Consider the following 22,036-nt stretch of genomic DNA (forward strand, 5'->3'; position numbering starts at 1 on the left):
CCGTTAGTTATCGAAATAAGTTATTGGGTTGAGGTAGAAGGCTTTCTTGGCGCCTTGGGGGGCGCTATCAATGAGCCAAAAGTAAGGAATTAAAGTCACCAATGAGTAGTGTAAATGAGCAGCTTTACCTTGGGCATTACCGCTGGTGCCAACACTGCCTATTTGCTCACCGCCACTAAACCAACGACGGTCGCTATCACTAAAGCTGTCTAGATGAGCATAATAGTGTAATCGCCATTTTGGTCCGAGGGCAATCATCACATTGCCGCCCTTTGGCCACTGTCCACGATAAATCACCAAGTGATGTGAAGCGGCCACCACATCAGTGCCTTTATTGGCAAAAATATCGACCCCTTTATGCACCCCAGAGCTTCCCCAAGGTTCATACCAAAAAGTATCTTGATGCCAATCAGCGCTACTTGCCCCATGCACGGGAATAGTCACTGGCTCGGGCACTAGAAACGCGAATATAAAACCAAACAGTAATGCCGCCAAAACTAACCTCCTTGTTCTTTTTAAGTACCGTATCGGCTTACTCATGAAGCTGTTTGCTCATAAAATACTTTTTGCCGTTAAGCGGATATTGCTGTTGCACCCATTGTGTTTCATAGCCATGGCGCTCATAAAACGGTTGCGCCTGAAAATCCAAGGTATCGAGCAGCACATACGTGCACCCGCGCGCCTTAGCGGCTTGTTCTATGGCAGTGAGACATTGTGAGCCGATGCCTTGCCCACGTAATGTGTCACTCACCCAAAGATAATCCAATAGCAACCAATGACCAAAGGTACGGCCACTGGCTCCGGCTTTTACTTCGCCTTGTTCATCGCGCCAGCTAACCGCTAAAGGTTTGCGTTCTACATTTTGCCAATGGGCCCAATTATATTGGCTGATTTGCTGAGCAATAAAGTCGAGTAAGTCTTGTTCTGGATTCTGTATTACTTCTAACGTCATATGGCCTCTGAATACACAGGTGCAGCTAATTAAACACCGATATAAAAAGCGAAGCTTACAGAGAAAGGAAATGTTTTGCAGCGATCAACGACCAGTTCTAAGAACCAAGGTGCACATCACTGCTAATAACTAAAAAATTGGCGCCAATCCTTTTTACAGTGTAATCGCAATCCATGCCTACATGTGTGCATTATGAGGGCCAAAATAATGGCCCTCATGCTGTCAATGATATACCACTTTGTAGTACTTAAACAAACGCACCCATCATGTAGGCTCCGCTGTAACCTACTGAATAAGCAATTAATAAGTACAGGGTATTGCGCAGATAGCTCATAAAGGTAAGGTCACGCACCTTACTCATGGCAATGATCCCAGCGGCCGAGCCGATAACTAGCATCGACCCACCCACGCCGGTGGCATAGGTAAACGCGAGCCAGTCGCGGGTTTGCATGTGAATGTCCGCTTTTAATAACGCTGCGGTCAGTGGCACATTATCCACCGCTGCCGAGAGTATGCCCATCAAGTAGTTGGCTTGATTTGGTGCTAATACTTCATACAAGTGGGTAAATTGCGCCAGCACCCCAACCTCTTTTAGCGCGCCGACCAACAGCAACACACCGACAAAGAACAGTAAGGTGTCGTATTCAATTTCACGAATATAGTCGATGATTTTTTTATTCACGTCTTTTTTACGCATCAAGAACTGGGCGCTTAGGAACATCACCGAAAGCCCGAACAAAAAGGTCAGCAAAGGCGGAATGGAATACAGCACACTCATGGTTAGAGTACCGACAATGGTCGATATAAAAATCGCCGCAATGGTGATATCGGTCTTTTCTATCGCTTTAGGCTCGCCCAAGGCGAAGCTCACTCGGCCATTCATTTTCATCGATAACAACGCAGCGAGCACAATAACGCTCAGTGCTGCTGGGGCCACTAGCAGCAGAAGATTAGCTATGGTGACTTTATCAGCAAGGAAGATCATGAGCGTGGTGACATCACCGGTAATAAGCGACACCCCCCCTGAGTTAACCGCGAAGATGATTAACGTGGCGTACTTGACCAGTTTGCGCCCATCTAACTTCAACGACATCACCACCGCCAGCGACACTAAGGTTGCGGTGATATTGTCGGAAATCGACGAAAACAAAAAGGCAAAACCAGCAATCAGGAACATTAATTTACGCTCACTTATTTCGCTGGGCAATACACGTTGCACTAAGTTTTGAATGAACCCTTTGGAATTGAGATAGGCAACAAAGGTCATTGCCGCCATTAAAAATAGCCAAAGGGTGGCAATTTCTAAAATATTCTCATTGAGTTCATGCTTAATGTGGTCGAGGGAGTGACCGTTTAGTGGGGAGATAAAGAGGATGATCCAGCACAGGGTGCCGAAAAACAGCGTGGTTTTAGCCTTATTCACGTGGATGACATCTTCCACGACAATAAGCACAAAGGCCACGGCAATGAGCGTCAAGATGAGCGCACTGACCATTTTTGGTATTTTTCCTTGCTATAGGCGAATAGAACAATACTGCTAAGTTTACTGCCCGTATGCACACACCCGCGCTACAAAAAACAAACTTAGGAGTACCCTGGGTTAATTGTCAGACCAATAACAGGTTTTTGGTCTGCAAGCGGCGCGAATTCTAACACCGCTTATGTCCCGGGGCTATTACCAAATACGCTAATATGACAATTTTTTTACTCCCCCCGTGTAAAGCTTGCGCAACGGCGCAAAAGCTGTTTTACCCTTAGTTCGCTTTCGTTATAATCGCTCCCCATTGCCAAGCACAAAGAATACATAACATGATACTAGCCAAGCGCGTTCTCAATACGCTGACAGAGCTATGGCCGGTGCTGGAAACTCTGATTAAACGCTACAAGATGGGCGATTTCAGTATTAAAGAAGTGCAGAGTATAGTGAAGCAGCACTTTCCCCATTATTCCGGCGCGCAAATATACAAAGAAACCAACCGCCTACTCAATCAAGATATCTTGGTGCCCTTGGCCAAATCTTCGCAGTTGGAGATTAACCGCGCCATTAGTGATTTTGCCGCTTACTTGTTGCAAGATGAAAGTCTCGGTGTGGCCGCAGAGATTCATGTTTTGGTGGAAGACCTGCAACGCTTAAGCACTAAATTGGCACAAGCGGTAGATGATGCTGATTACATGGATATTAGTCGTTACAGCCGGATTATGGATGAACGGGTTCGCAAAATCGTTAAGCTCTATCGACATAACGAAAATGCCATTTACAACTTGGTTGAGCAAGCCAAGTCTGACGCCTCGCACTTGTCGCTGGCAAAACGCTACAAAGCCGTTATTGAAGCGTTCGATGAGTACATCGAGCCGATGTTAGCCATGCTCGATATCAACGGCCCATTTCAGCTGTGCTTTGATGCCATTGAGCAAGGCCTCAGCGCGCACTTGTACACACTAAAGCAAAGTGGTCGTGACAGCGCCAGTATTCGCATGCTTGAGCAGCTGCGCACCCGCATCCTCGATATGCATCAAGTGGGTCAGCAAAGCTTGCGTCACAGCGCCGATATTCTTATGCCACTGCGTGAGGAGTTACGACAAAACACATTGATCACCCGTCAGGCAGCAAAAGTGCTGGCACACATAAGAAAGCGCGGGTTAGACACGGTTATGAGTGCCCACCAGCCGTTTTTCGTCTCCGATCCGATGCGCCACCAGCTCGGCAGTCATGCTCAGCTAACAGCCTATATGGCAGGGTTGGCTGAATTTGAAGAGCACGACTTTGAGCTGCCCGATGGCGACCAAGCTGCGCCCTATACACCGCCAGCGATCCCCGCTTATGGCGATGTGCGCGCTCTGTTTAAAAGCAACAATAAAAAGCGCGCAGGCAAACAACAGGTTATCGATGTACTCAGTGGCTCCTACCCAGAACTAGAAGCCGATGAGTTACTTTATCTGTATCAAAAGCTTATTAACGACGCGAGCTTAGCACTCGAGCAAGATACCCACCCCGAACAAAAGACCTTCGCTGGCAAGCGCTTTACCTTGTATCCCTTCGTTGCCGCCAGCGAGCCCACTAATGAGAGTAATGACCCGGTATGAGTCAGATTGATTTATCGCAGCTAACGCAACTGCATTACATTAACAAAAAACTAGTCAGTGGCTACCACATCAGCGAGCAAGACAACTTAGCCTGGCAAGAGCTAGACCAACAGCTAGGCCAATACGAGCTGTTATTTACGGCCTTAGGCCACACCCTTGTGCATGATGCGCGAGGCTTTTATTACTTCGCTATGGATGAAGGCACCGCCAATATGGGCAAAATATCGCGGGCCATCGCGCTTTTTATCTACACCTTAATCGAACACTACGCCAATGCCGGTAAAGATCCAATGCGTGCGCTATTCGACAGTGAGGTGGATTTAGAGCTATGCCAAGAGTTGGTATTGCACAACAAGGTGCTGTTTGACCAACTGGAGATTTTCTCCGGCACCGACCTGCGCAAAGACGTGTTAATGCGCATGGTGCGCTTGGGGCTATGCAAAGAAAAAGACCATGCCTTTCGCCTGCTCGCGCCCATCCATCGCTATTTAGATGCCCTATTCGAAGTAAACAGTGATGCGCTAGAAAGCGCCGAGGAGCTATAAATGCAGCAGTTACATGGATTAAGCAAACTCGCGTTGTTAAATACTGCCGGCTATGCCAAGTGCGTTATCCCCTTGCATAAAAGTAGCTCCATATGTGCCCCTAACAACACCGGAAAAAGCTCGGTCATTAATGCCTTACAGTTTCCTTTGATTAACGATTTGCGGCTCACCGAGTGGGACGGCCATGACTTAGAGGAAACTCGTAAGTTCTATTTTGCCTCCGACCAATCCTACATTTTATTGGAGGCCGATCTTCCTCATGGCAAAGTGGTTATCGGCGTCGCTGGGTTGGGTAAAATAGCGGGCTTCGCTCATCAGTACTTTTGCTATAACGGCGCTTTAAATTTAGAGGATTTTACCGACAATAAACGCATCGTTAAGTACACCCGGTTATTTAAGCATTTACAAGACAAAGGCTACCAGCCGCTCGAGCTTAAGGCGCAAGAGCTCAATGCCCTGCTGATTGGCGGTGCTACACCCTTTGACGGCGATATCAACTTACGCATGATCCCGCTTAATAATGTCAGCGACGCACCTACTTACAAAGAAATTTTTCGCCGTATGCTTAATCTTCATAAGCTCGGGGCCGGCGATGTTAAACGCTTTATGCTGCGTGTATTTGAACGCCATATGTCCAACGCCCATGTAGACTTCTACGAAGTGTGGCAACGCGCCTTTGATAAGGTTAACCGAGCCCGCCGCGAGCTCAATGCCTTAGAGACCATGCAAGAGCCCATTGCCGCCTTGGAAAATATGCTGGAACATCAAAGCGCACTCAAGGGGAAGCTGGGTGCCTATGGGCCGAAAATAGATGTTGCCTTGGGCGAGTATGCTGAGTACTTCGAGGCGCAAAATGACGAGCTCAATGAGCAACTCTCGGCCATTGAGTCGCAAAAGCACGAGTTTGAGCAAAAACAGCGTTTATATGTGCAACAATCTCGGGATATTGAGCGCAAAATGACCGAACTCAACGCCTGGTTTAGTGATTTTGATGCTCTGCATCATGAGTTTGAACTAGCCAACAGTGATACCTTACACAGCGAGCTCAAAGCACTGAAGGGTGAATATGAAACCCTTAGTCACTCGTTGAAAAGTGCCGAAGGGCAAAGCTTACACACCTTAGATTTCCGTATTAAGGAAACGCAAAAGCAAATTAAAAGCCTGAAATTGCAACTCAAAAACCTTGAGTACAACCTGTTTACTCGTATGCGCGAAGATTTATCGCTTAAAGAGGTTGAAGAAATTTCGCGCATTTTGAATCCAGACTTGCTCTCTTTTGCCACCACCAGCGGCGGCGAAATTAGCATTGACGATGAGCACACCTTTGGCGACTTCTTAAGTCTGCTGAGCGAAGCGATACGCGGTGGCGAACTAGTGCTGCCCGGGGCCACCATCAAGCTTAAAAAGCTGCCTGTGGTGCAAATGCAAAGTGGCGCTGATAAAGCCCAGCTCACCGAGCAGTTGCAGTCATTGGAGCATTCATTAACCGATTTAAAGGCGCAGCGTGACGTAGCCGCCGATGTCGCCGGCAAACAAGCTGAGCGTGACGCCCTTTATGAGCAGTTGATGGCCCAAGAGGCGGCATTAAAGCGCTATGAGCAATACCAGGTGATGCAACGTTCGCAGCAAGCGCAGCAGACACTGATGGAGACCCTGAACGCAGAACAGGAAGAGGTGGATAGTTATCTCAGCGAGGTACAGCAAAGTGCAGCGGGGATTGCCGATAGCCGCGCAATAGTGAACTCCAAGATTGAAGCCCTGGCACGACAAAAGGCACGCTTAGAGCAGGTTAAAAGCGAGCGTATCGACCACACGCTAGATGTTGTAGGCGGTAAAGTAACGCCGTACTTAATCGACATTACCTTTGATTTTGATTCACTGGCTGACACCATTCATACCTTTAACAAAGATTGTCAGGAGCTGCGCAACTTCGATATTAATATTCGCAACACCTATTTGCACATCTACAATGCCGGGATTACCAAGTTCGACAACGAAAGCGATGAGCTGAATAAATATCAAAAACTCATCAGTGCCTATCACAACATTGATAACGAACGCGAAGCCGTCAACCGTCAGGCCCGTGTGGCCCTCACTGAGGTAGCGGCAACGATCAAAGGGTTACGCCAAGACTTGGATAGGTTAACGGCAGAGATGCGGTTATTTAACGATGGTATCAGTGAGCAGCAAATCTCTAACCTGCAAGGCTTTAAAATTGATGTGCTGCCTAGGCAGATGCTAGTGCAAAGCATTGATACCATTTTGGCGACCTCTGATCTGTATGAACAAGGTGACAGCCTTGATTTGCTCTCAGAACAGCATATCAACGAGTCGCAGGTGAATGAGGCGAAAGATCAGTTAATTAAGCTCGCCTCGGAAAAGGCTGGGCTGACATTGAGTGATTTATTCGATATTCGCTTTCAGGTGATTAATCGCGCTGGCGAAACCGAATACTTCGATAAAATAGACTCCGCTGGCTCCAATGGCACTCGTATCACCATTAAACTGCTGTGTGGCATGCTATTTATACGCCATTTGCTATCCGACAAAGAAAAAAGCCTGTATCGCGTGCCTCTATATATTGATGAAGCGGCTGATATTGACCCACAAAACCAACAGGCGATCATTGAAACCGCACTGAGCTTTGGCTTTGTGCCTATTTTTGCTTCGGTGAAGCCGCAAATAAGCTGCGACTATATCGTCCCGATTCGCACCCTCGGTGATGGTAAGCAGAACTGGGTTGACGAGCGTGACTGGATTAAAGTAGAGCAAGACCAAGCTAGCTAAAAACTGACTGCGATGGAAAGGACTTATTTCTGTCGCCTTTAAATTAGCTACCACGCTGGGAGCATAGAATGAGAAAAGGATTTTTGTCTTTGTTAGTCGCGGCGTTTTTGCCGCTTAATTGCAGTTATGCTGGGCACGCGCCAAGCCCGAGTATGCTTGACGCCCAGCAAGGTTTTTTACAAAGAAGTGTACAACAAACCCCCTTTAGCGCAGTGGTGCGCGTGCACAGCGTCAGCAGTGTTGCCGATGATAAGGCTCTGGTGTGGCATATCTACCGTGGCGAGATTATCACCCCGATACGAGGACAACAAAGTGGTGATATCAGCTACGCGATGTTGGTGGAAAAAGGCGAAGAAGCGGTACTCCCCGCAGCGCCGGTGTTACTGACACTGTGCTTAAATGAGAACGCTACCATCCCGAGTGATTTCTATTGGCCAGGCACGGGGGCCGAATTTGCAATAACCCCTGAGCTACTCCAAGTTGCTCAACGAGCTGGTGCTCGCAGTGACCAGGCTCAAAAAGCGTTTATCATGTGTGATTAAGTAAAAAGTGATACTTTGATAGCTACACATTAATAGCAATAAATCAGGGAAGAAAACGATGCAAAGCATGTTGCAATATTCGGGGATCGCTGCCTCTATCTGGCTCATCACTGGGGTCTATGTTGCGTCACTGTTCTATCCTCAATACAGCCATACCCGCCAGTTTTGTAGCGAGCTTGGCGCCACAGGCAGCCCGACACAGACCCTCTCACCGCTGATAAATAATTATCCATTAGAGCTGCTCTTTACTCTGTTTGGCGCTTATGTCATCAGCGTCAGCGACGGTTCACTCGCCTATCTGAGTATCGGCATCTTAGTCATTGTGCATGGGGTATCAACCTGGGGATGCGGGCTGTTTGCGATGGATAGCGACCCCTATACTGAGCACCCTACCCTGAGCTGCACCATTCACTCCTATTGTGGGGCGCTGATGTTGCTTTCATTACTCATTGCCCCGAGCATAGTCGCCTTATCATCGGAGTTCACATCGCTTATGCGGGGACTCTCGCTGCTTTGTGTCTGCGCCTGCTTATATTTTTGCTATCACCTTCATCTAGCTTTTAAAGCCCGCACTTACCCAGGCCTATATCAACGTTTGAGTTACGGCTGGCAAATCTTATGGTTGGTGGCGTTCTCATTTTATATAACTGACTAGACACACCGCTGTGTCATTTAGCGCAAGGCAAAATTGACCGCCGCTTGCGCATGCAGTGCCGTAGTGTCAAATAATGCCATGGCGGTGTCTTGTTGCTTTAGCAACAACCCGATTTCTGTACACCCTAAGATGACGCCTTGAGCTCCTTGGTGGCCGAGCTCAGTGACAATGTTTAGGTAATCAGACTTGGCCTGCTGACATATATGCCCTTTACACAATTGCTGGTAAATCACCTCGTGAACGCGCTGGCGCTGCTGAGCATTCGGCACTAGGACACTGATATTGAACTGCTCATACAAGCGCTGGCGGTAAAAAGGCTGCTCCATGGTAAACGCCGTGCCCAACAGACCTACGGTGGTAATTCCCTGTTGTTGCAGCGCTTCACCGACCGCATCAACGATATGCAAAAGTGGTATATCAATATGGGCGCTTACCTCATCGGCGACTTTATGCATGGTATTGGTGGCGATAAGCACACAGTCAGCACCTGCACGCTGTAACTGTGTTGCAGCATAGCCGAGGCGATCCGCCAGTTGCGACCACTGATTGTCGTACTGTAGCTGCGCTATAGTGGCAAAGTCGACACTATTGATAATTAATTGGGCACTGTGCAAACCGCCTAATCGCTGCGCTACGCCTTGATTTATAAGTTGATAGTAGCTTTGCGTACTTTGCCAGCTCATGCCGCCGATTATGCCTAGGGTGTTCATCGCTTACTCACTATAGCTGTATAAGGATTCACCAAAGCGCTCTCGCTTAGGCAGGTAATAATGGTCATAGTCCAAAGAAAAAGCCACATGATGAGCTTTCCCTTTTAACTCTCCCCGTGGCACTAAGCCATAGTAGCGAGAGTCGGCACTGTTACGGCGGTTATCGCCCATCATTAAATAGTGATCGTTGGGGATCAGTATCGGCGCAAAGTTACCAGCATGCATGGCACGGGTTTTATCAATACGAATGGCATGGGCGAGGTCACCGAGCAACTCGGTGGCAAACAACGCCTTAGCGTTCTCCTTTGTCACCTTATAACGCTGCGCCTGGCCATTGATAATTAACACCTCATCGTGCATTGAGATGGTATCGCCTGGCACTCCCACAACACGCTTAATGAGTCGGTTATCAGCTGCCAGGGAATCAAACACCACAATATCGCCACGCTCTGGCTCGCCCATTCGTAACAGTGAAACATCACTAAAAGGGACGCGCAAATCATAGGCCATCTTATTTACGGTAATACGGTCACCCACTTCTATTGTTGGCAGCATAGAGCCCGTCGGCACGGTATACCAATCAGCAAAAGCGCTGCGAAATACCGACATGCCGATAATAAAACAGATAAATCCACGGTTGTTTCTAATTAATTGCGCAGCCCAATGGCGGCGTTTAGCTGGTTGAGACATGGTTCACTCCTTTTTGCCTTAGGTGGGCGCGAGCACAAAAAGTTCGGCGAAAAATGTAAAAGAGTGTGTGCGGTTGCCCTTGATTGAAAAACAAGACGGCCGTGCTGACAGCAAAAAAAGAATATCAAAGCGGCCACAAGCGAATGCTTGGCCGCGTATTTAAGCTATCTTTCGGGTCACCCACCAGGTGGCTATTTGCATCAATAACGCGCTGACTAAACACGCCAGTAGGCCGCTTTGTTGGTATAACCAGCCCGATAACACGGTGCCAATAAGCCTTCCCATGGCGTTGGCCATGTAATAAAAGCCCACATCCAAAGACACTGCATCTCTGTCTGCGAGTTTGACGACTAGGTAACTATGCAGCGATGAGTTAACCGCAAACACCGCACCAAAACATAATAACCCGACCACCAAGACAATATTTTGCACACTCTGGGTGGTGGCAAACAGCAACCACACCGCTATTAACAGCGCCGTTGTTAGCGTCAACAATGCACTAAATCTGGTTGCTTGCTGAAACACCGATACACGGGCATGACGGCTCAAGCGCGGCGCGATACTTTGCACTACGCCATAGCCAATAATCCACAGCGCCATAAAACTGCCAACCTCGGTGTGTTGCCAACCTAGCTCACTAATAAAAAACACCGGTAAGGCCACCACAAACCAGACATCGCGAGAGGCAAAAAGCAACATACGCGCAGCTGCTAGGCGATTCAGTGCCGCGTTCTTAGAAAACAATTGTCGAAATTTAGGTTTAAACTTACTACGACCTAGATCCTCACCGAGCAACAGGGCACTGAGGATAAAGCCAGCACCCACCACGACCATTAACGCAATCACCGCACCGCTAAAACCGAGTAACGACAGCAGCGCACCACCGGCAAAGTAGCCCGCCCCTTTTAAGGCATTTTTAGACCCGGTGAGTAGCGCTATCCAGCGATATAAACGCCCTTGTTGTGTGTCACTGACCACGGTTTTAATGGCACTTTTCGCGCTCATTTTATTGAGATCTTTAGCTATGCCACTGAGTGCCTGCGCTGCCATTACCCAAGGAACACTGAGCCAGCTGTTATCCACTAACAACATGGCCAGAGCAATCAGTTGCAATGCCATACCTATTTGCATGGTGCGATTGAGACCGATACGGGCCCCAAGCCAACCTCCCACAAGGTTGGTTACCACGCCAAAAAACTCGTAAAATAAAAACAGCATGGCAATGGCCAAGGGCGCATAGCCGAGCTGGTAGAAGTACAGAACCACCAGCATGCGCAGCGCGCCATCACTGAGCGTAAAGGCCCAATAATTTGCGGTGATCACGCCATACTGCTGAATTGGCGATGTATTCATAGCGGGTCCCTACAGGCTATTGGCAACTTTACGCATCAGCTCGGCGGTACGATTGGCATAACCCCACTCGTTGTCATACCACAGGTACAGCTTCGCCTGGGTGCCATTGACCACCATGGTCGACAGTGCATCGACGATGCTTGAACGCGGATCGGTGCGATAGTCGATTGATACCAGAGGCTTTTCTTCATAACCTAGGATGCCCTTGAGCTCGCCCTGAGCAGCCTCTTTAAACCAGGTATTTAACTCTTGCTCTGTGGTTTCACGGTTAAGCTCAAACACGCAGTCGGTGATCGACGCATTCGCCAAAGGCACTCGCACTGCGTGACCATTGAGCTTGCCCTTGAGTTCAGGAAAGATATGAGTGATGGCTGTAGCCGAGCCAGTAGTGGTTGGGATCAGGCTCATACCGCAGGCGCGCGCTCGGCGTAAGTCCTTATGAGGGGCATCCAAAATCGTTTGCGTATTAGTGATATCGTGGATGGTTGTCATGGAGCCATGCTTAATACCAATTTTATCTTGCAACACTTTAACCACCGGCGCGAGGCAATTGGTGGTGCATGAAGCCGCTGTGACAATATCATGGCTATCTGGGCAATAAAGCGCATCATTAACGCCCATCACCACATTAAGGATGCCTTGCTCTTTAACCGGAGCGGTGACCACCACTTTGCGCACCCCTTGAGTAAGATACTGGCGCAGCAGTTCGGTTTTTTTCATCTTCCCGGACGCTTCAATAACAATATCGCACTGCGACCAGTCGGTATCAGCAATCGCCTTATTGGCGCTGCATTGGATTCGCTGCTCATTGATGCACAGAGCCTCATCATCAGCGCTAACTGGGTATTGCCAACGTCCGTGCACCGAATCAAATTCCAATAAGTGCGCGAGCGTAGCAGCATCACCGGCGGGGTCGTTGATATGAACAAATTCTATTTCCGGCCAGTCATACGCCGCGCGCAACACCAACCGGCCCATGCGGCCAAAGCCATTAATGCCTACTTTCAATGTCATGGTTTTCTCCATCAATCGCAGCACGAAGGGCGATTATCCATTGCCTGTAATCGCGCCAGTGCGTCTTCTATTAATTCTGCTTGGTTATTTAGCGTGGTGGCTATAATCTGCTGCCGCCACTGGGGTTGGGTGTCGTCGATACGATAGTACACCCATTGGCGGTCTCGCCGTGTCGCCAACACCCCCGCCTCTTTTAGCAGCGCCAAATGGCGAGATATTTTCGGTTGGCTCAGTGCCAAGGCGCAAACCAACTCACACACACACAGCTCTTTTTGCTCGGCAATAAGTAAACACGTCTGTAGACGGGTATCATCACTGAGCGCTTTAAAAAAATGTACAGCCATAGACTATATATACGAAATATCGAATATGCCTAGCTTACCCTTAAGGTTGGATATATGCAATAACGTATATATGAAAATTTATATATAGAAGTTATCCGCGCTGGATAGACTTTGGCGTGAAGGTCACATGCACGCTTAAACCTCGTTGTGGTAGGTTGTGCAAGGTGATTTGGCCATCTAAATTACTACGGACTAGGTTGTAGACAATCGCCAAACCCAACCCTGTACCACCTTCATGACGCTTGGTGGTAATGAAAGGCTCAAATGCTTTGTTCAATAACGGCTCCTCAATGCCGGGCCCATTGTCTTCTATAAACACGTGCAACGCGCCATTTTGCTCTTTCGCTCTGATACCGACTTCCAGCGTGCGCCCGCTTGTCTTACCATGCATCAAGCAATTGCGCACACAGCAGGTTATAATATGGGTCAGCGCTGCGGGTGAAGAAACTAACTCAAGCTGCTCATCAATATCAATGTGGTAGATAGCCACAGCCGAATCAAACTCAGACTGCAAACTAGTCATGATATGACTCACAGTTGTGCGCACGTTAAATAGGCCTTCTTTGTCATACTGGTTTTGTGCCGCCATCATTTTAAATGTATCAATCAAACTGGCGCTGCGATTGAGGTTATTTTCCAACAGTGCTAACGATTGCTCGGCGTTATCAATAAGTGCGCTGAGAGTGTGTTTTTTCAACTTTCCGGTGGAAAAATCTGTTTTCAGTAAGGAAAATTGGTCTTTCAACAATGACTGGCTAGTAATGGCTACGCCAATTGGCGTATTAAGTTCATGGGCAAAGCCACTGACCATACTGCCTAAACTGGCAAGCTTAGCCTCCTCGACCAGCTTATTTTGTGCGTTCGCCAAGCGTTCAAGAAGTTCTTCAATAAAGGCAAAGAGTTGATCGATATCCTGACCCAACCGCCCTATTTCATCGCGCCCATCCAGGCCTGTGCGTGAGGAGAAGTCCTCTTCATCCATGACTTGCCTGATTTGCCGGTGTAAGCGCGTGAGTGAATCATTGACGCGCATACTCAGAAGCTGCAAGAACGCTAACAGCACCACGGCAACAAGAACCACAACCACCAAGGTGGCCGTAATCGCAAGCAACGCATCATCGATTTGCGTTTGCGTATATTGAATATCGAGTCGCTGCAATAAGTCCTCGATGCGGCTTTCCTGCTGCCTCAACGTCTGCCTTATCCCCTCATCACCATGCACACCAATGCGGTTAAACAGCGCCACCACTTCTGCAAAGTTTTGCCCATAACTTTTAAGTATACGAGACACACTATTGCCTAGTTGCTGACGCTCTATCAGGGTGAGGGTAGCGTCATAATGCTGGCGATGCTGCGCTAGGTACTGGTCATCAAAGCGCATTAAGTAATCCTTTTCACGCCTTCTTAGCTCTAATACTTCATTGTTTAGAATGAGGTTGTTCTGCTCTTCGGCTAACTCTTGAAGTTTATGTGCTTGGGCACGAAAGTGCTGGCGTAGACCTTTATCCTCATTAAGTCCCATACGCGTTAACAAACTCACCAAGGTATTGAGGTGTGCTATGTATTCCTCTAGGGCCTGCTGAGTTTCAGTGATAAGTGCAGATTGGGCATGCGTTTGGGCATTAAAAGGATTACTTAATTGCGCGGCAATATGACTGTCTATTTGCCGATGCAGTGCCTGCACGCTGACTTCGTCGCGATTCAGTAACAGCTCGTTTTTTAATATCACTAATCGGTCTACAGAATACTGATATTGCTGCACCTGACGCTGCACGTCAGTTAAGGTGTGCAAACTGAAGTAGACGTAAGTTGTGGCGGCAATTAAGGAGCCAATAATGAGCACAGCTGAGCCCAAAAGCCAGGTTGCAAAACGTTGTAATTTCAATGTATTGATTTATAAAGTGGGCGTAGTTAAGAGCATAGTTGGCTTCAACTACAAGTCAAAATGCCAAGCATAAAAAAAGCCGCTCAAGGCGGCTTCACTTAACAACAATGGAACTATAAAAACTGTGCTAAGTTTTTCACTTGATCTAACATCCGATTTGAGAATCCCCATTCGTTGTCGTACCAAGCCATTACTTTAACCAATTTACCATCGACCTTGGTTTGCGTTGAATCAAACACTGATGATGCAGGGTTATGATTAAAATCGATGGAAACCAGCGGTAGCTCGTTATAATCAAGCACTTGGCTCATCGCACCTTGGGCTGCGGCTTTGACGATTTCATTGACTTCGCTCGCACTGGTATCGCGTTTGGCAACAAAGGTCAAATCGACCAAAGACACGTTGATGGTCGGTACTCGTACCGCCATGCCATCAAGTTTGCCTGCTAGCTCTGGAAGTACCAAACCAACGGCCTTAGCAGCGCCAGTTTTGGTAGGGATCATCGACTGCGTGGCGCTACGGGCACGGTAAAGGTCGGGGTGATATACATCAGATAAATTTTGGTCATTGGTGTAAGCATGAATCGTCGTCATGCTGCCTTGCTCTATACCGATGCTGTCATTGAGTGCTTTGGCCACGGGTGCTAGACAGTTGGTGGTGCAAGAGGCATTAGAAATAATCGTGCTGCTGGCATCGAGAACATCATCGTTAACACCATGAACGACGGTGGCGTCCATATCAGTACCTGGTGCTGAAACAATCACCTTCTTGGCACCCGCCTCAATGTGCTTAGCGGCGCCTTCACGTTTGGTGAATAAGCCTGTGCACTCAAGGACAATATCGACGCCCAGCTCTGCCCACGGCAGGTTCGCTGGGTCACGCTCTTGTACCAGCTTAATTTCATCACTGCCAATCACCATCACATCATCTTGCAAGGTTACTTTTTGCGAAAATTGGCCGTGCACGGAATCGAACTGTGTTAGGTGTGCATTGACGTTCGCCGGCGCCAAGTCATTAATGGCAACAATTTGAATATCAGTATTTAAACCAGACTCGTACAGTGCACGTAAAGTGTTGCGACCAATACGGCCATATCCGTTAATAGCAACTTTAATCATCTTACTCTCCCCTCGACTATTTCAGTTGGCTGGCTTGACGTGCGAGCTGCTCAATTGCGTGCCAGTCCTGTTTTTCAATAAGTGTTTTATCTAGCATCCAAGTTCCGCCCACACAGACTACGTTGTTAAGGGCCAAATACTGGGGTGCGGTATCTAAACTAATGCCACCTGTAGGGCAAAACTTCACTCCAGGTAATGGCCCACCAATAGACTTAAGCATCGCCGGGCCTCCTGCTGCCTGGGCAGGGAAAAACTTCAAAAAAGAGAAGCCACGCTCAGCGAGCCTCATTACTTCGCTTGGCGTGGCCGCTCCGGGCAAGAAAGGGGTATCGCACTGGCTAGCAAGCTCCAGCAGTTGGTCGTTAACACCGGGACTGACCATAAAGTCAGCTCCGGCTGCAATAGAGGCATCAAATGTGGCTTTATCAATCACCGTACCGGTGCCTACATACGCATCAGGAACGGCTTGTTTCATCACCTTCACTGCTTCTGCAGCAACGGGTGTACGCAAGGTGATTTCCAGTGCTTTAAGACCGCCGTTATATAAAGCTTTCGCTAGTGGCTCGGCATCTTCTAAGCGGTCGATAACAACCACTGGCACGACCGGTGCCGATGTTAAAATCTGTTCAATTGACATAGTTTGTCCTCATTCCCAGCGCAATTATTGTTGTTCGTAAGCTGGCGCAAAGGCGCTCGCGCCTAAATCTGCACTGCTGACAATATTTCTAAAACCAGCGAAAAGCTCACGACCGGTGCCAAAGGTTGGCCCTGTGTGCACCAGCTCCACTTCACGCTGGGCAAGCTCTTCATCGCTGACGTGTACTTTTAGCTCGCCGCTTGGCGCATCTAAGGTAATTAAATCGCCTTCGCGAATTTTTGCGATTAGGCCACCTTCAACTGCCTCGGGCGCCAAGTGAATCGCCGCAGGCACTTTGCCTGAAGCACCAGACATGCGCCCGTCAGTGACAATCGCCACTTTATAACCTTGGTCTTGCAGGCTGGCCATAACAGGTGTCAGCTTATGTAGCTCAGGCATACCTTTGGCTTTTGGACCTTGCTCTTTGATAACCGCGATAAAGTCTTGGTTTAATTCACCACGCCCAAAGGCGGCTTGAAGCTCGGCCTGATCTGAGAACACCTTGGCTGGCGCACTCACTACCTGGTGCTGCTCTTGTACCGCAGACACTTTAATGACTGCTTTACCTAAATTACCGCTTAGTAGCTGTAAACCCCCGCTACGATGAAAAGGATTGTCCGCTGGACGTAACACACCCTCATCATGAGAATTGTCAGGGCATGGCACCCATTTCACTTTACTTGGGCCACTGGCGTCAGAAACGATCAGGTTGCTGTCTTTATCTAAGCGAGGCTCTGTGGTGTAAGGGTCGAGCCCTTCTCCGAGAATGGTTTTTACATCGTTATGCAATAGGCCTTTGTCGCGTAGTTGCTTCATTAAAAAGCCCATGCCGCCTGCGGCTTGGAAATGGTTTACATCGGCATGGCCGTTGGGGTAAATGCGCGTCAACAGCGGCACGATTTCAGATAGGTCCGACATGTCTTTCCACGTCAGTTCCACCCCTGCCGCCTTGGCAATAGCCACAAGGTGAATGGCGTGGTTGGTTGAGCCACCCGTCGCCAGTAGACCAACTAGACCGTTAATGATGGTTTTCTCGCTCATCACCTCAGCCATGGGCACTGCGTCTTTACTCTCTACGAGTTGCTTAAGCATGATTTCTACCGCATTGGCAGTGAGACCATCGCGTAACTCTGTATAAGGATTAATGAAAGAGCTTCCAGGTAAATGTAAGCCCATGATTTCCATTAGCATTTGGTTGGAGTTTGCGGTGCCATAGAAGGTACATGTACCGGCACTATGATAAGACTCACTCTCGGCCTTAAGGAGCTCTTCACGGCTCACTAATCCTTGTGCGAATTTTTGACGAATACGGGCTTTTTCTTTATTTGGAATGCCTGAAGGCATCGGCCCTGCGGGTAAAAAGTAAACCGGTAAATGTCCGAATGATAAGGCACCAATCACTAGGCCTGGGACGATTTTGTCACACACCCCGAGGCAAAACACGCCATCAAATACATCATGAGACAATGCCACTGCCGTGGACATAGCGATAACATCACGGGAGAATAACGAAAGGTCCATGCCATCACGGCCTTGGGTGACACCATCACACATCGCAGGTACGCCACCAGCGACTTGCGCAGTGGCATCAAACTTTTTCGCTACTTGTTTAATAAGGTCAGGGTATTCTTTATAAGGTACATGCGCGGAAAGCATGTCATTGTAGGCGTTAATGACAGCGAGGTTTGGTTTTTCGTCGCCACTTAAGCGGGCTTTATCGTCGCTGCTACAGGCGGCCATCACGTGGGCCAAATTGCCACACCCGATACCGGCTCGAACGCGCTCTTGAGATTTGGCTTCGTTCATACGAGCTAGATACGCTTGGCGTGTCGCCTTGCTGCGCTCTATAACTCGTTCGGTGACTTCTTTAATACGCGGATGCAACATAATTCTGCTCTTCTTGCCGTTGGTGGATAAAAGGCTCAGTACTTCAATACCGACTCCAAGGCAATGAAGTACTGAGCAGCTTTGATTTACCCGTTCAAAGGTACGCTGCCAACTCGTCTCTCACAACCAAGCTGACACCGGTGTCAGGGTTATTAACTCACACCTTTGACACCGGTGTCAACCCTGTCTATAAATTTAGTTTAAAATTTCTATGTTGCGAGTTATTTACCAAATAAAAACGAAAAAATAACAGCGCTAGTCAGGGTGTAATGTGACTCAAAGTATAGTTGGTTAGATCACAAAAAGGCCCATATCAGCGAGCTGAATATGGGCCAGTTGCAATTGGGATTTGGTTGCTGTTTAGGCTTTCGGTGCCGCCGTGGACTCACGAGTAATCAATTCGGCTTCGAGGGTCAGCTGCAGAGGTTGACGCTGCTCGCCCTCTTGCTGCTCATCGGTGGCATGATTGATTTGCTCTATCAGGTGGTCAACCGCAAGACGCGTCATTTCCTCAACCGGTTGTGCGATGGTCGTCAAACCGGGCCAAATATGACGGGCTATCGGCGCGTTATCGAAACCCGCAATGGAAATATCATCCGGTACTTTCAAGTTCATTTGCGTTGCTAACTTGAGCGCCGCTGCGGCCATGTAATCGTTCGAGGCAAACACCGCCGTAGGTCGAGGGTTTAGATGTAAAATGGTGCGTGCACTGTCGGCACCAGAATGGTAGGAGAAGTTACCCTCTTCCACTAACCGTTCTTGATATTCAATACCGTGTTGCTTGAGCGCTCGTCGATAACCATTAAAGCGCTGCTCGGTAGCACTGTGATCGGGGTGACCTTTGATAAAGGCGATATCTTTGTGCCCCATATTAATCAATAGCTCGGTGATCTCAAAAGCGCCCTGCTCGTCATTACTGCGCACAGAAATAGAGTCGTCATCAAGTTTCACCGAGGCGACACGGGCAAATGGCACGCCTTTTTTACGCAAAAACGCCACCAACTCGGCATGATCTGAAAATGGCGGCGTCAATACTAAGCCATCTAGACGCGAGGTTTGCAGCAGCTGTTCTATATTTTCAAGTAACGCCTCTGCGCGCAACTCACAAGGATGGATCAACAAATTAAAGCCATGCTCATGGCACGCTGCCAGAGCACCGCTTTGCAAACGCGTGATATAACTTTTTGATGGATTATCGTAAAGACAACCAATAATAAAGCTGCGATTGCGCGCTAGACCCCGGGCAATAGGATTCGGCGTATAATCCAGCTCTTTAAAGGCTTTAAGCACCTTTTCTCGGGTCGCATCACTGACATTAGGCTCGTTATTTAATACCCGCGACACAGTTTTTTTGGATACGCCGGCGTAACTGGCAACACTATTAATTGTTATCTTTTTCATAATCCGCGCAACTTAGTCCTTACTCTGCCCTTGGTGGATACACGCCGCAGCGCCAATAAAAGGAATATTTTCTTGGCACACCAAGGTCACCGGAATTTGACTATTGTACTGTGACATCATGCCTTTGGCGATAAAACGCTCGTTAAAGCGACTATTAAGCAAGCGCTCGTGCATGCGCGGCAAAATACCACCGCCAATATACACACCGCCCAGAGCGCCAAAGCTCAAGGCGATATCACCAGCCACACTGCCTATCCAGTCACAGAAGTGATTCAGTGTTTTGGTAGCAATATGACACTCGCCACTTTGTGCAAGCGCAGCAATTTGCGCTGCATCGAGTTCATTGACCTGCGCCCCTTCAACCTTAGCCATGGCCTGGTACAGCCTTGCTATGCCGGGGCCGGCAAAGACATTTTCTACCGAAACATGCTGCAACTCATCGCGCAGCACGTTATGGAGTTGTCGGTCCAGCTCTGTCACTGGGGCAAGACTAATATGCCCTGCTTCACAGCTCATCACCGCTTGATTCCCTTGAGAGCGCACTAAACAAGCCGCACCGAAACCGGTGCCGGGACCAAACACAGCAATATTAGCCTGTGCCTGTGCTTGGCCTTGTTTAACAACAATGTTATCGCTGGCATTAAGATAAGGCGCGGCATAGGCAAACGCCGCGAAGTCATTGATAACTTGTAAATTGCTAAAGTCGAAGCGCGCCTTTAACTGGGTGACGTTGAAGTGCCAACCGAGATTAGTCAGCATCACTTCTTCACCCTTAACTGGCCCTGCAACGGCGAGGCATGCACGGCTTATAGTGATTTCTGATAATTGCGCTAGGTATTCACTAATCGCATCTTCAAAGGTGCTGAAATCGCTGCTAGGAAAGGTATGGCGATGGCTAATGACAAACTCGTTGTCGTTGGGGAGGTAGTCGGTGATCAGCGCAAAACGCGCGTTAGTGCCGCCAATATCAGCGACCAAAATGGGTGCGAATGGCACCTTGCTCTCTGCCTGTGTACTCGCTGGACTCATAATGTATTCTCTTGTTATTTATCCAGCGTCATGGTGTGGGTGTGTAGGCCGCGCTTTTCTTCACCATTGACTTAACTGGTATAAACTTATTAACTTTATGTTAGCTGTGCTTTTTTCGCGCTACTGAAAAAAGTGCTGCCCGGGCAGCGGGCAGCCAAACCGTTTTGTGACAACAAAATGATAAAACGCCGACATTATGACACCGGTGTCAGCTATGAATCAATAAAAATTTTCAGTTTGCGGCAAAAATGTAGCAAAATGCCCGTTTTTTGCAGACACTTGGCTTCTCTTTAATGGTACTTGGCTGTATTGTCGTGGACTATTGCGAGCGCTCTATGAGGAAATACATGAAAGGTAAAGCCACCTCTTTCGACATTGCCCATTATGCTGGGGTTTCTCAGTCCACGGTTTCCCGTGCCCTACGAGGGAGCCCATTGGTAAATGAGGAGACACGGCGTAAAGTGGTTGAAGTCGCGCGCAAGCTAAATTACAAGGTGGATAAGAACGCCAGTAATTTACGGGCGCAACAAAGCTCGACTTTGGCGGTACTCTTATTTGAAGACCCTACTTCAGACGAGTCGCAAATTAACCCTTTCTTTTTATCCATGCTGGGATCTATTACCCGCGCTTGCGCCAAAGAAGGCTATGACCTGTTGGTGTCCTTTCAATCCAGTAGTAATGACTGGCACGCCGATTACGCTGAAAGTCATCGTGCCGATGGCATCATTTTGCTTGGCTACGGGGATTACATTGACTACCAAGCCAAATTCGCCCGCTTATTAGATACCAATACTAAGTTCGTTTGCTGGGGCGCTAATGTGGATGGCCGTCCAGAGCTCACGGTAAGCTGTGATAACCAGTATGGAGGGCGCTTAGTGGCAGAGCACTTTATTGAATTGGGTCGCACTGATTGTGCGTTTATTGGAGATGCATCACACCACAGTCCAGAATTTAGCGCTCGCTTTAAGGGCTTCGAGCAGCGCTTACAGGATAACGGCAAACATGTAAGCGAGCGTAAAATGGCCACCGCTATTTCTACCGAAGAATCCGGTTATCAAGCGACCAAATCCTTACTGGCCAACAACATTACCTTTAACGCTCTATTCGGTGCTAGCGACTTAATCGCCATAGGCGCCATTCGTGCTTTGCAAGAGGCGGGACTTCGGGTCCCCCATGATGTCTCTGTCGTTGGTTTCGATGACTTAGCTGTTGCGCGCTTCTGTACGCCCCCGCTGTCTACCGTCCAACAAAATACCACTTTGGCCGGACAGATGTTGGTGGCTAACTTACTCAATCTGATCGGTGAGCAAGAAGTCGACTTGGCGAATAGCATTTTGCCACCGCAGCTTATCGTGCGCCAATCCAGCCGTTAGTCCCACTGCGCGCAGCCTGTTGCCGATAGG

The 22,036-nt window shown here is 48.5% G+C and carries 20 protein-coding genes; 6 read left to right on the forward strand and 14 right to left on the reverse strand.

Annotated features, from left to right (window positions below; all coding sequences use genetic code 11):
- Nucleotides 1-3: 3 nt before the first annotated feature.
- The 3 genes from MHM93_RS01080 to nhaD all read right to left on the reverse strand — a co-directional run bounded on the left by MHM93_RS01080 (nucleotide 4) and on the right by nhaD (nucleotide 2,447).
- Nucleotides 4-495, reverse strand: coding sequence for a M23 family metallopeptidase (locus tag MHM93_RS01080; protein WP_239447612.1), 492 nt, complete (start codon nucleotides 493-495; stop codon nucleotides 4-6).
- 37 nt (nucleotides 496-532) lie between these two features.
- Nucleotides 533-952 (reverse strand): GNAT family N-acetyltransferase, encoded by a 420-nt coding sequence (locus tag MHM93_RS01085; protein ID WP_138547428.1) that lies wholly within the window; start codon nucleotides 950-952, stop codon nucleotides 533-535.
- A 247-nt stretch (nucleotides 953-1,199) separates the two neighbouring features.
- Nucleotides 1,200-2,447, reverse strand: coding sequence for a sodium:proton antiporter NhaD (nhaD, locus tag MHM93_RS01090; protein WP_239447613.1), 1,248 nt, complete (start codon nucleotides 2,445-2,447; stop codon nucleotides 1,200-1,202).
- Between the two features lie 314 nt (nucleotides 2,448-2,761).
- Between nhaD and MHM93_RS01095 the strand changes: the two genes are divergently transcribed.
- The 5 genes from MHM93_RS01095 (at nucleotide 2,762) to MHM93_RS01115 (ending at nucleotide 8,565) form a co-directional block, all read left to right on the forward strand.
- The gene (locus MHM93_RS01095) at nucleotides 2,762-4,036 is read left to right on the forward strand and encodes a hypothetical protein (RefSeq protein ID WP_239447614.1); all 1,275 of its coding nucleotides are present in this window, start codon (nucleotides 2,762-2,764) and stop codon (nucleotides 4,034-4,036) included.
- Nucleotides 4,033-4,581: a hypothetical protein gene (locus MHM93_RS01100; RefSeq protein WP_239447615.1), complete on the forward strand. Its 549-nt coding sequence runs from the start codon at nucleotides 4,033-4,035 to the stop codon at nucleotides 4,579-4,581. The genes MHM93_RS01095 and MHM93_RS01100 overlap by 4 nt, the downstream gene beginning before the upstream one ends.
- Nucleotides 4,582-7,368, forward strand: a complete 2,787-nt coding sequence (locus MHM93_RS01105) for an ATPase (RefSeq protein WP_239447616.1) — start codon at nucleotides 4,582-4,584, stop codon at nucleotides 7,366-7,368.
- A gap of 68 nt (nucleotides 7,369-7,436) precedes the next feature.
- On the forward strand, nucleotides 7,437-7,910 hold the full coding sequence (locus tag MHM93_RS01110; RefSeq protein ID WP_239447617.1) for a hypothetical protein: 474 nt from the start codon (nucleotides 7,437-7,439) through the stop codon (nucleotides 7,908-7,910).
- Nucleotides 7,911-7,968: 58 nt separating this feature from the next.
- Nucleotides 7,969-8,565: a DUF998 domain-containing protein gene (locus MHM93_RS01115; RefSeq protein WP_239447618.1), complete on the forward strand. Its 597-nt coding sequence runs from the start codon at nucleotides 7,969-7,971 to the stop codon at nucleotides 8,563-8,565.
- 17 nt (nucleotides 8,566-8,582) lie between these two features.
- Here the strand turns inward: MHM93_RS01115 and MHM93_RS01120 are convergent, their stop codons facing one another.
- The 11 genes from MHM93_RS01120 to glk all read right to left on the reverse strand — a co-directional run bounded on the left by MHM93_RS01120 (nucleotide 8,583) and on the right by glk (nucleotide 20,633).
- A complete protein-coding gene (locus MHM93_RS01120; RefSeq protein WP_239447619.1) occupies nucleotides 8,583-9,275 on the reverse strand; it encodes an aspartate/glutamate racemase family protein in 693 nt (230 codons plus the stop codon).
- 3 nt (nucleotides 9,276-9,278) lie between these two features.
- Complete coding sequence (lepB, locus tag MHM93_RS01125; RefSeq protein ID WP_239447620.1) at nucleotides 9,279-9,965, reverse strand: signal peptidase I; 687 nt, start codon at nucleotides 9,963-9,965, stop codon at nucleotides 9,279-9,281.
- 159 nt (nucleotides 9,966-10,124) lie between these two features.
- A complete protein-coding gene (arsJ, locus tag MHM93_RS01130; protein ID WP_239447621.1) occupies nucleotides 10,125-11,318 on the reverse strand; it encodes an organoarsenical effux MFS transporter ArsJ in 1,194 nt (397 codons plus the stop codon).
- Nucleotides 11,319-11,327: 9 nt separating this feature from the next.
- Complete coding sequence (locus MHM93_RS01135) at nucleotides 11,328-12,332, reverse strand: ArsJ-associated glyceraldehyde-3-phosphate dehydrogenase (protein ID WP_239447622.1); 1,005 nt, start codon at nucleotides 12,330-12,332, stop codon at nucleotides 11,328-11,330.
- Nucleotides 12,333-12,343: 11 nt separating this feature from the next.
- Entirely contained in the window at nucleotides 12,344-12,676 is a 333-nt protein-coding gene (locus MHM93_RS01140) for a metalloregulator ArsR/SmtB family transcription factor (protein WP_045978378.1), read from the reverse strand.
- 91 nt (nucleotides 12,677-12,767) lie between these two features.
- On the reverse strand, nucleotides 12,768-14,561 hold the full coding sequence (locus tag MHM93_RS01145; protein WP_239447623.1) for a HAMP domain-containing sensor histidine kinase: 1,794 nt from the start codon (nucleotides 14,559-14,561) through the stop codon (nucleotides 12,768-12,770).
- Between the two features lie 113 nt (nucleotides 14,562-14,674).
- The gene (gap, locus tag MHM93_RS01150; RefSeq protein ID WP_022945108.1) at nucleotides 14,675-15,679 is read right to left on the reverse strand and encodes a type I glyceraldehyde-3-phosphate dehydrogenase; all 1,005 of its coding nucleotides are present in this window, start codon (nucleotides 15,677-15,679) and stop codon (nucleotides 14,675-14,677) included.
- A 16-nt stretch (nucleotides 15,680-15,695) separates the two neighbouring features.
- Nucleotides 15,696-16,316, reverse strand: a complete 621-nt coding sequence (locus tag MHM93_RS01155; RefSeq protein WP_022945107.1) for a bifunctional 4-hydroxy-2-oxoglutarate aldolase/2-dehydro-3-deoxy-phosphogluconate aldolase — start codon at nucleotides 16,314-16,316, stop codon at nucleotides 15,696-15,698.
- 24 nt (nucleotides 16,317-16,340) lie between these two features.
- Nucleotides 16,341-18,203, reverse strand: coding sequence for a phosphogluconate dehydratase (gene edd / locus MHM93_RS01160; RefSeq protein WP_239447624.1), 1,863 nt, complete (start codon nucleotides 18,201-18,203; stop codon nucleotides 16,341-16,343).
- A gap of 360 nt (nucleotides 18,204-18,563) precedes the next feature.
- Nucleotides 18,564-19,604, reverse strand: a complete 1,041-nt coding sequence (locus MHM93_RS01165) for a LacI family DNA-binding transcriptional regulator (protein ID WP_022945105.1) — start codon at nucleotides 19,602-19,604, stop codon at nucleotides 18,564-18,566.
- Nucleotides 19,605-19,616: 12 nt separating this feature from the next.
- Complete coding sequence (gene glk, locus MHM93_RS01170) at nucleotides 19,617-20,633, reverse strand: glucokinase (protein ID WP_022945104.1); 1,017 nt, start codon at nucleotides 20,631-20,633, stop codon at nucleotides 19,617-19,619.
- Nucleotides 20,634-20,980: 347 nt separating this feature from the next.
- Between glk and MHM93_RS01175 the strand changes: the two genes are divergently transcribed.
- Nucleotides 20,981-22,006: a LacI family DNA-binding transcriptional regulator gene (locus tag MHM93_RS01175; RefSeq protein WP_130147659.1), complete on the forward strand. Its 1,026-nt coding sequence runs from the start codon at nucleotides 20,981-20,983 to the stop codon at nucleotides 22,004-22,006.
- Nucleotides 22,007-22,036: the final 30 nt, after the last annotated feature.

The sequence above is a fragment of the Pseudoalteromonas sp. MM17-2 genome, from assembly GCF_022347945.1.
GTDB lineage: Bacteria > Pseudomonadota > Gammaproteobacteria > Enterobacterales > Alteromonadaceae > Pseudoalteromonas > Pseudoalteromonas ruthenica.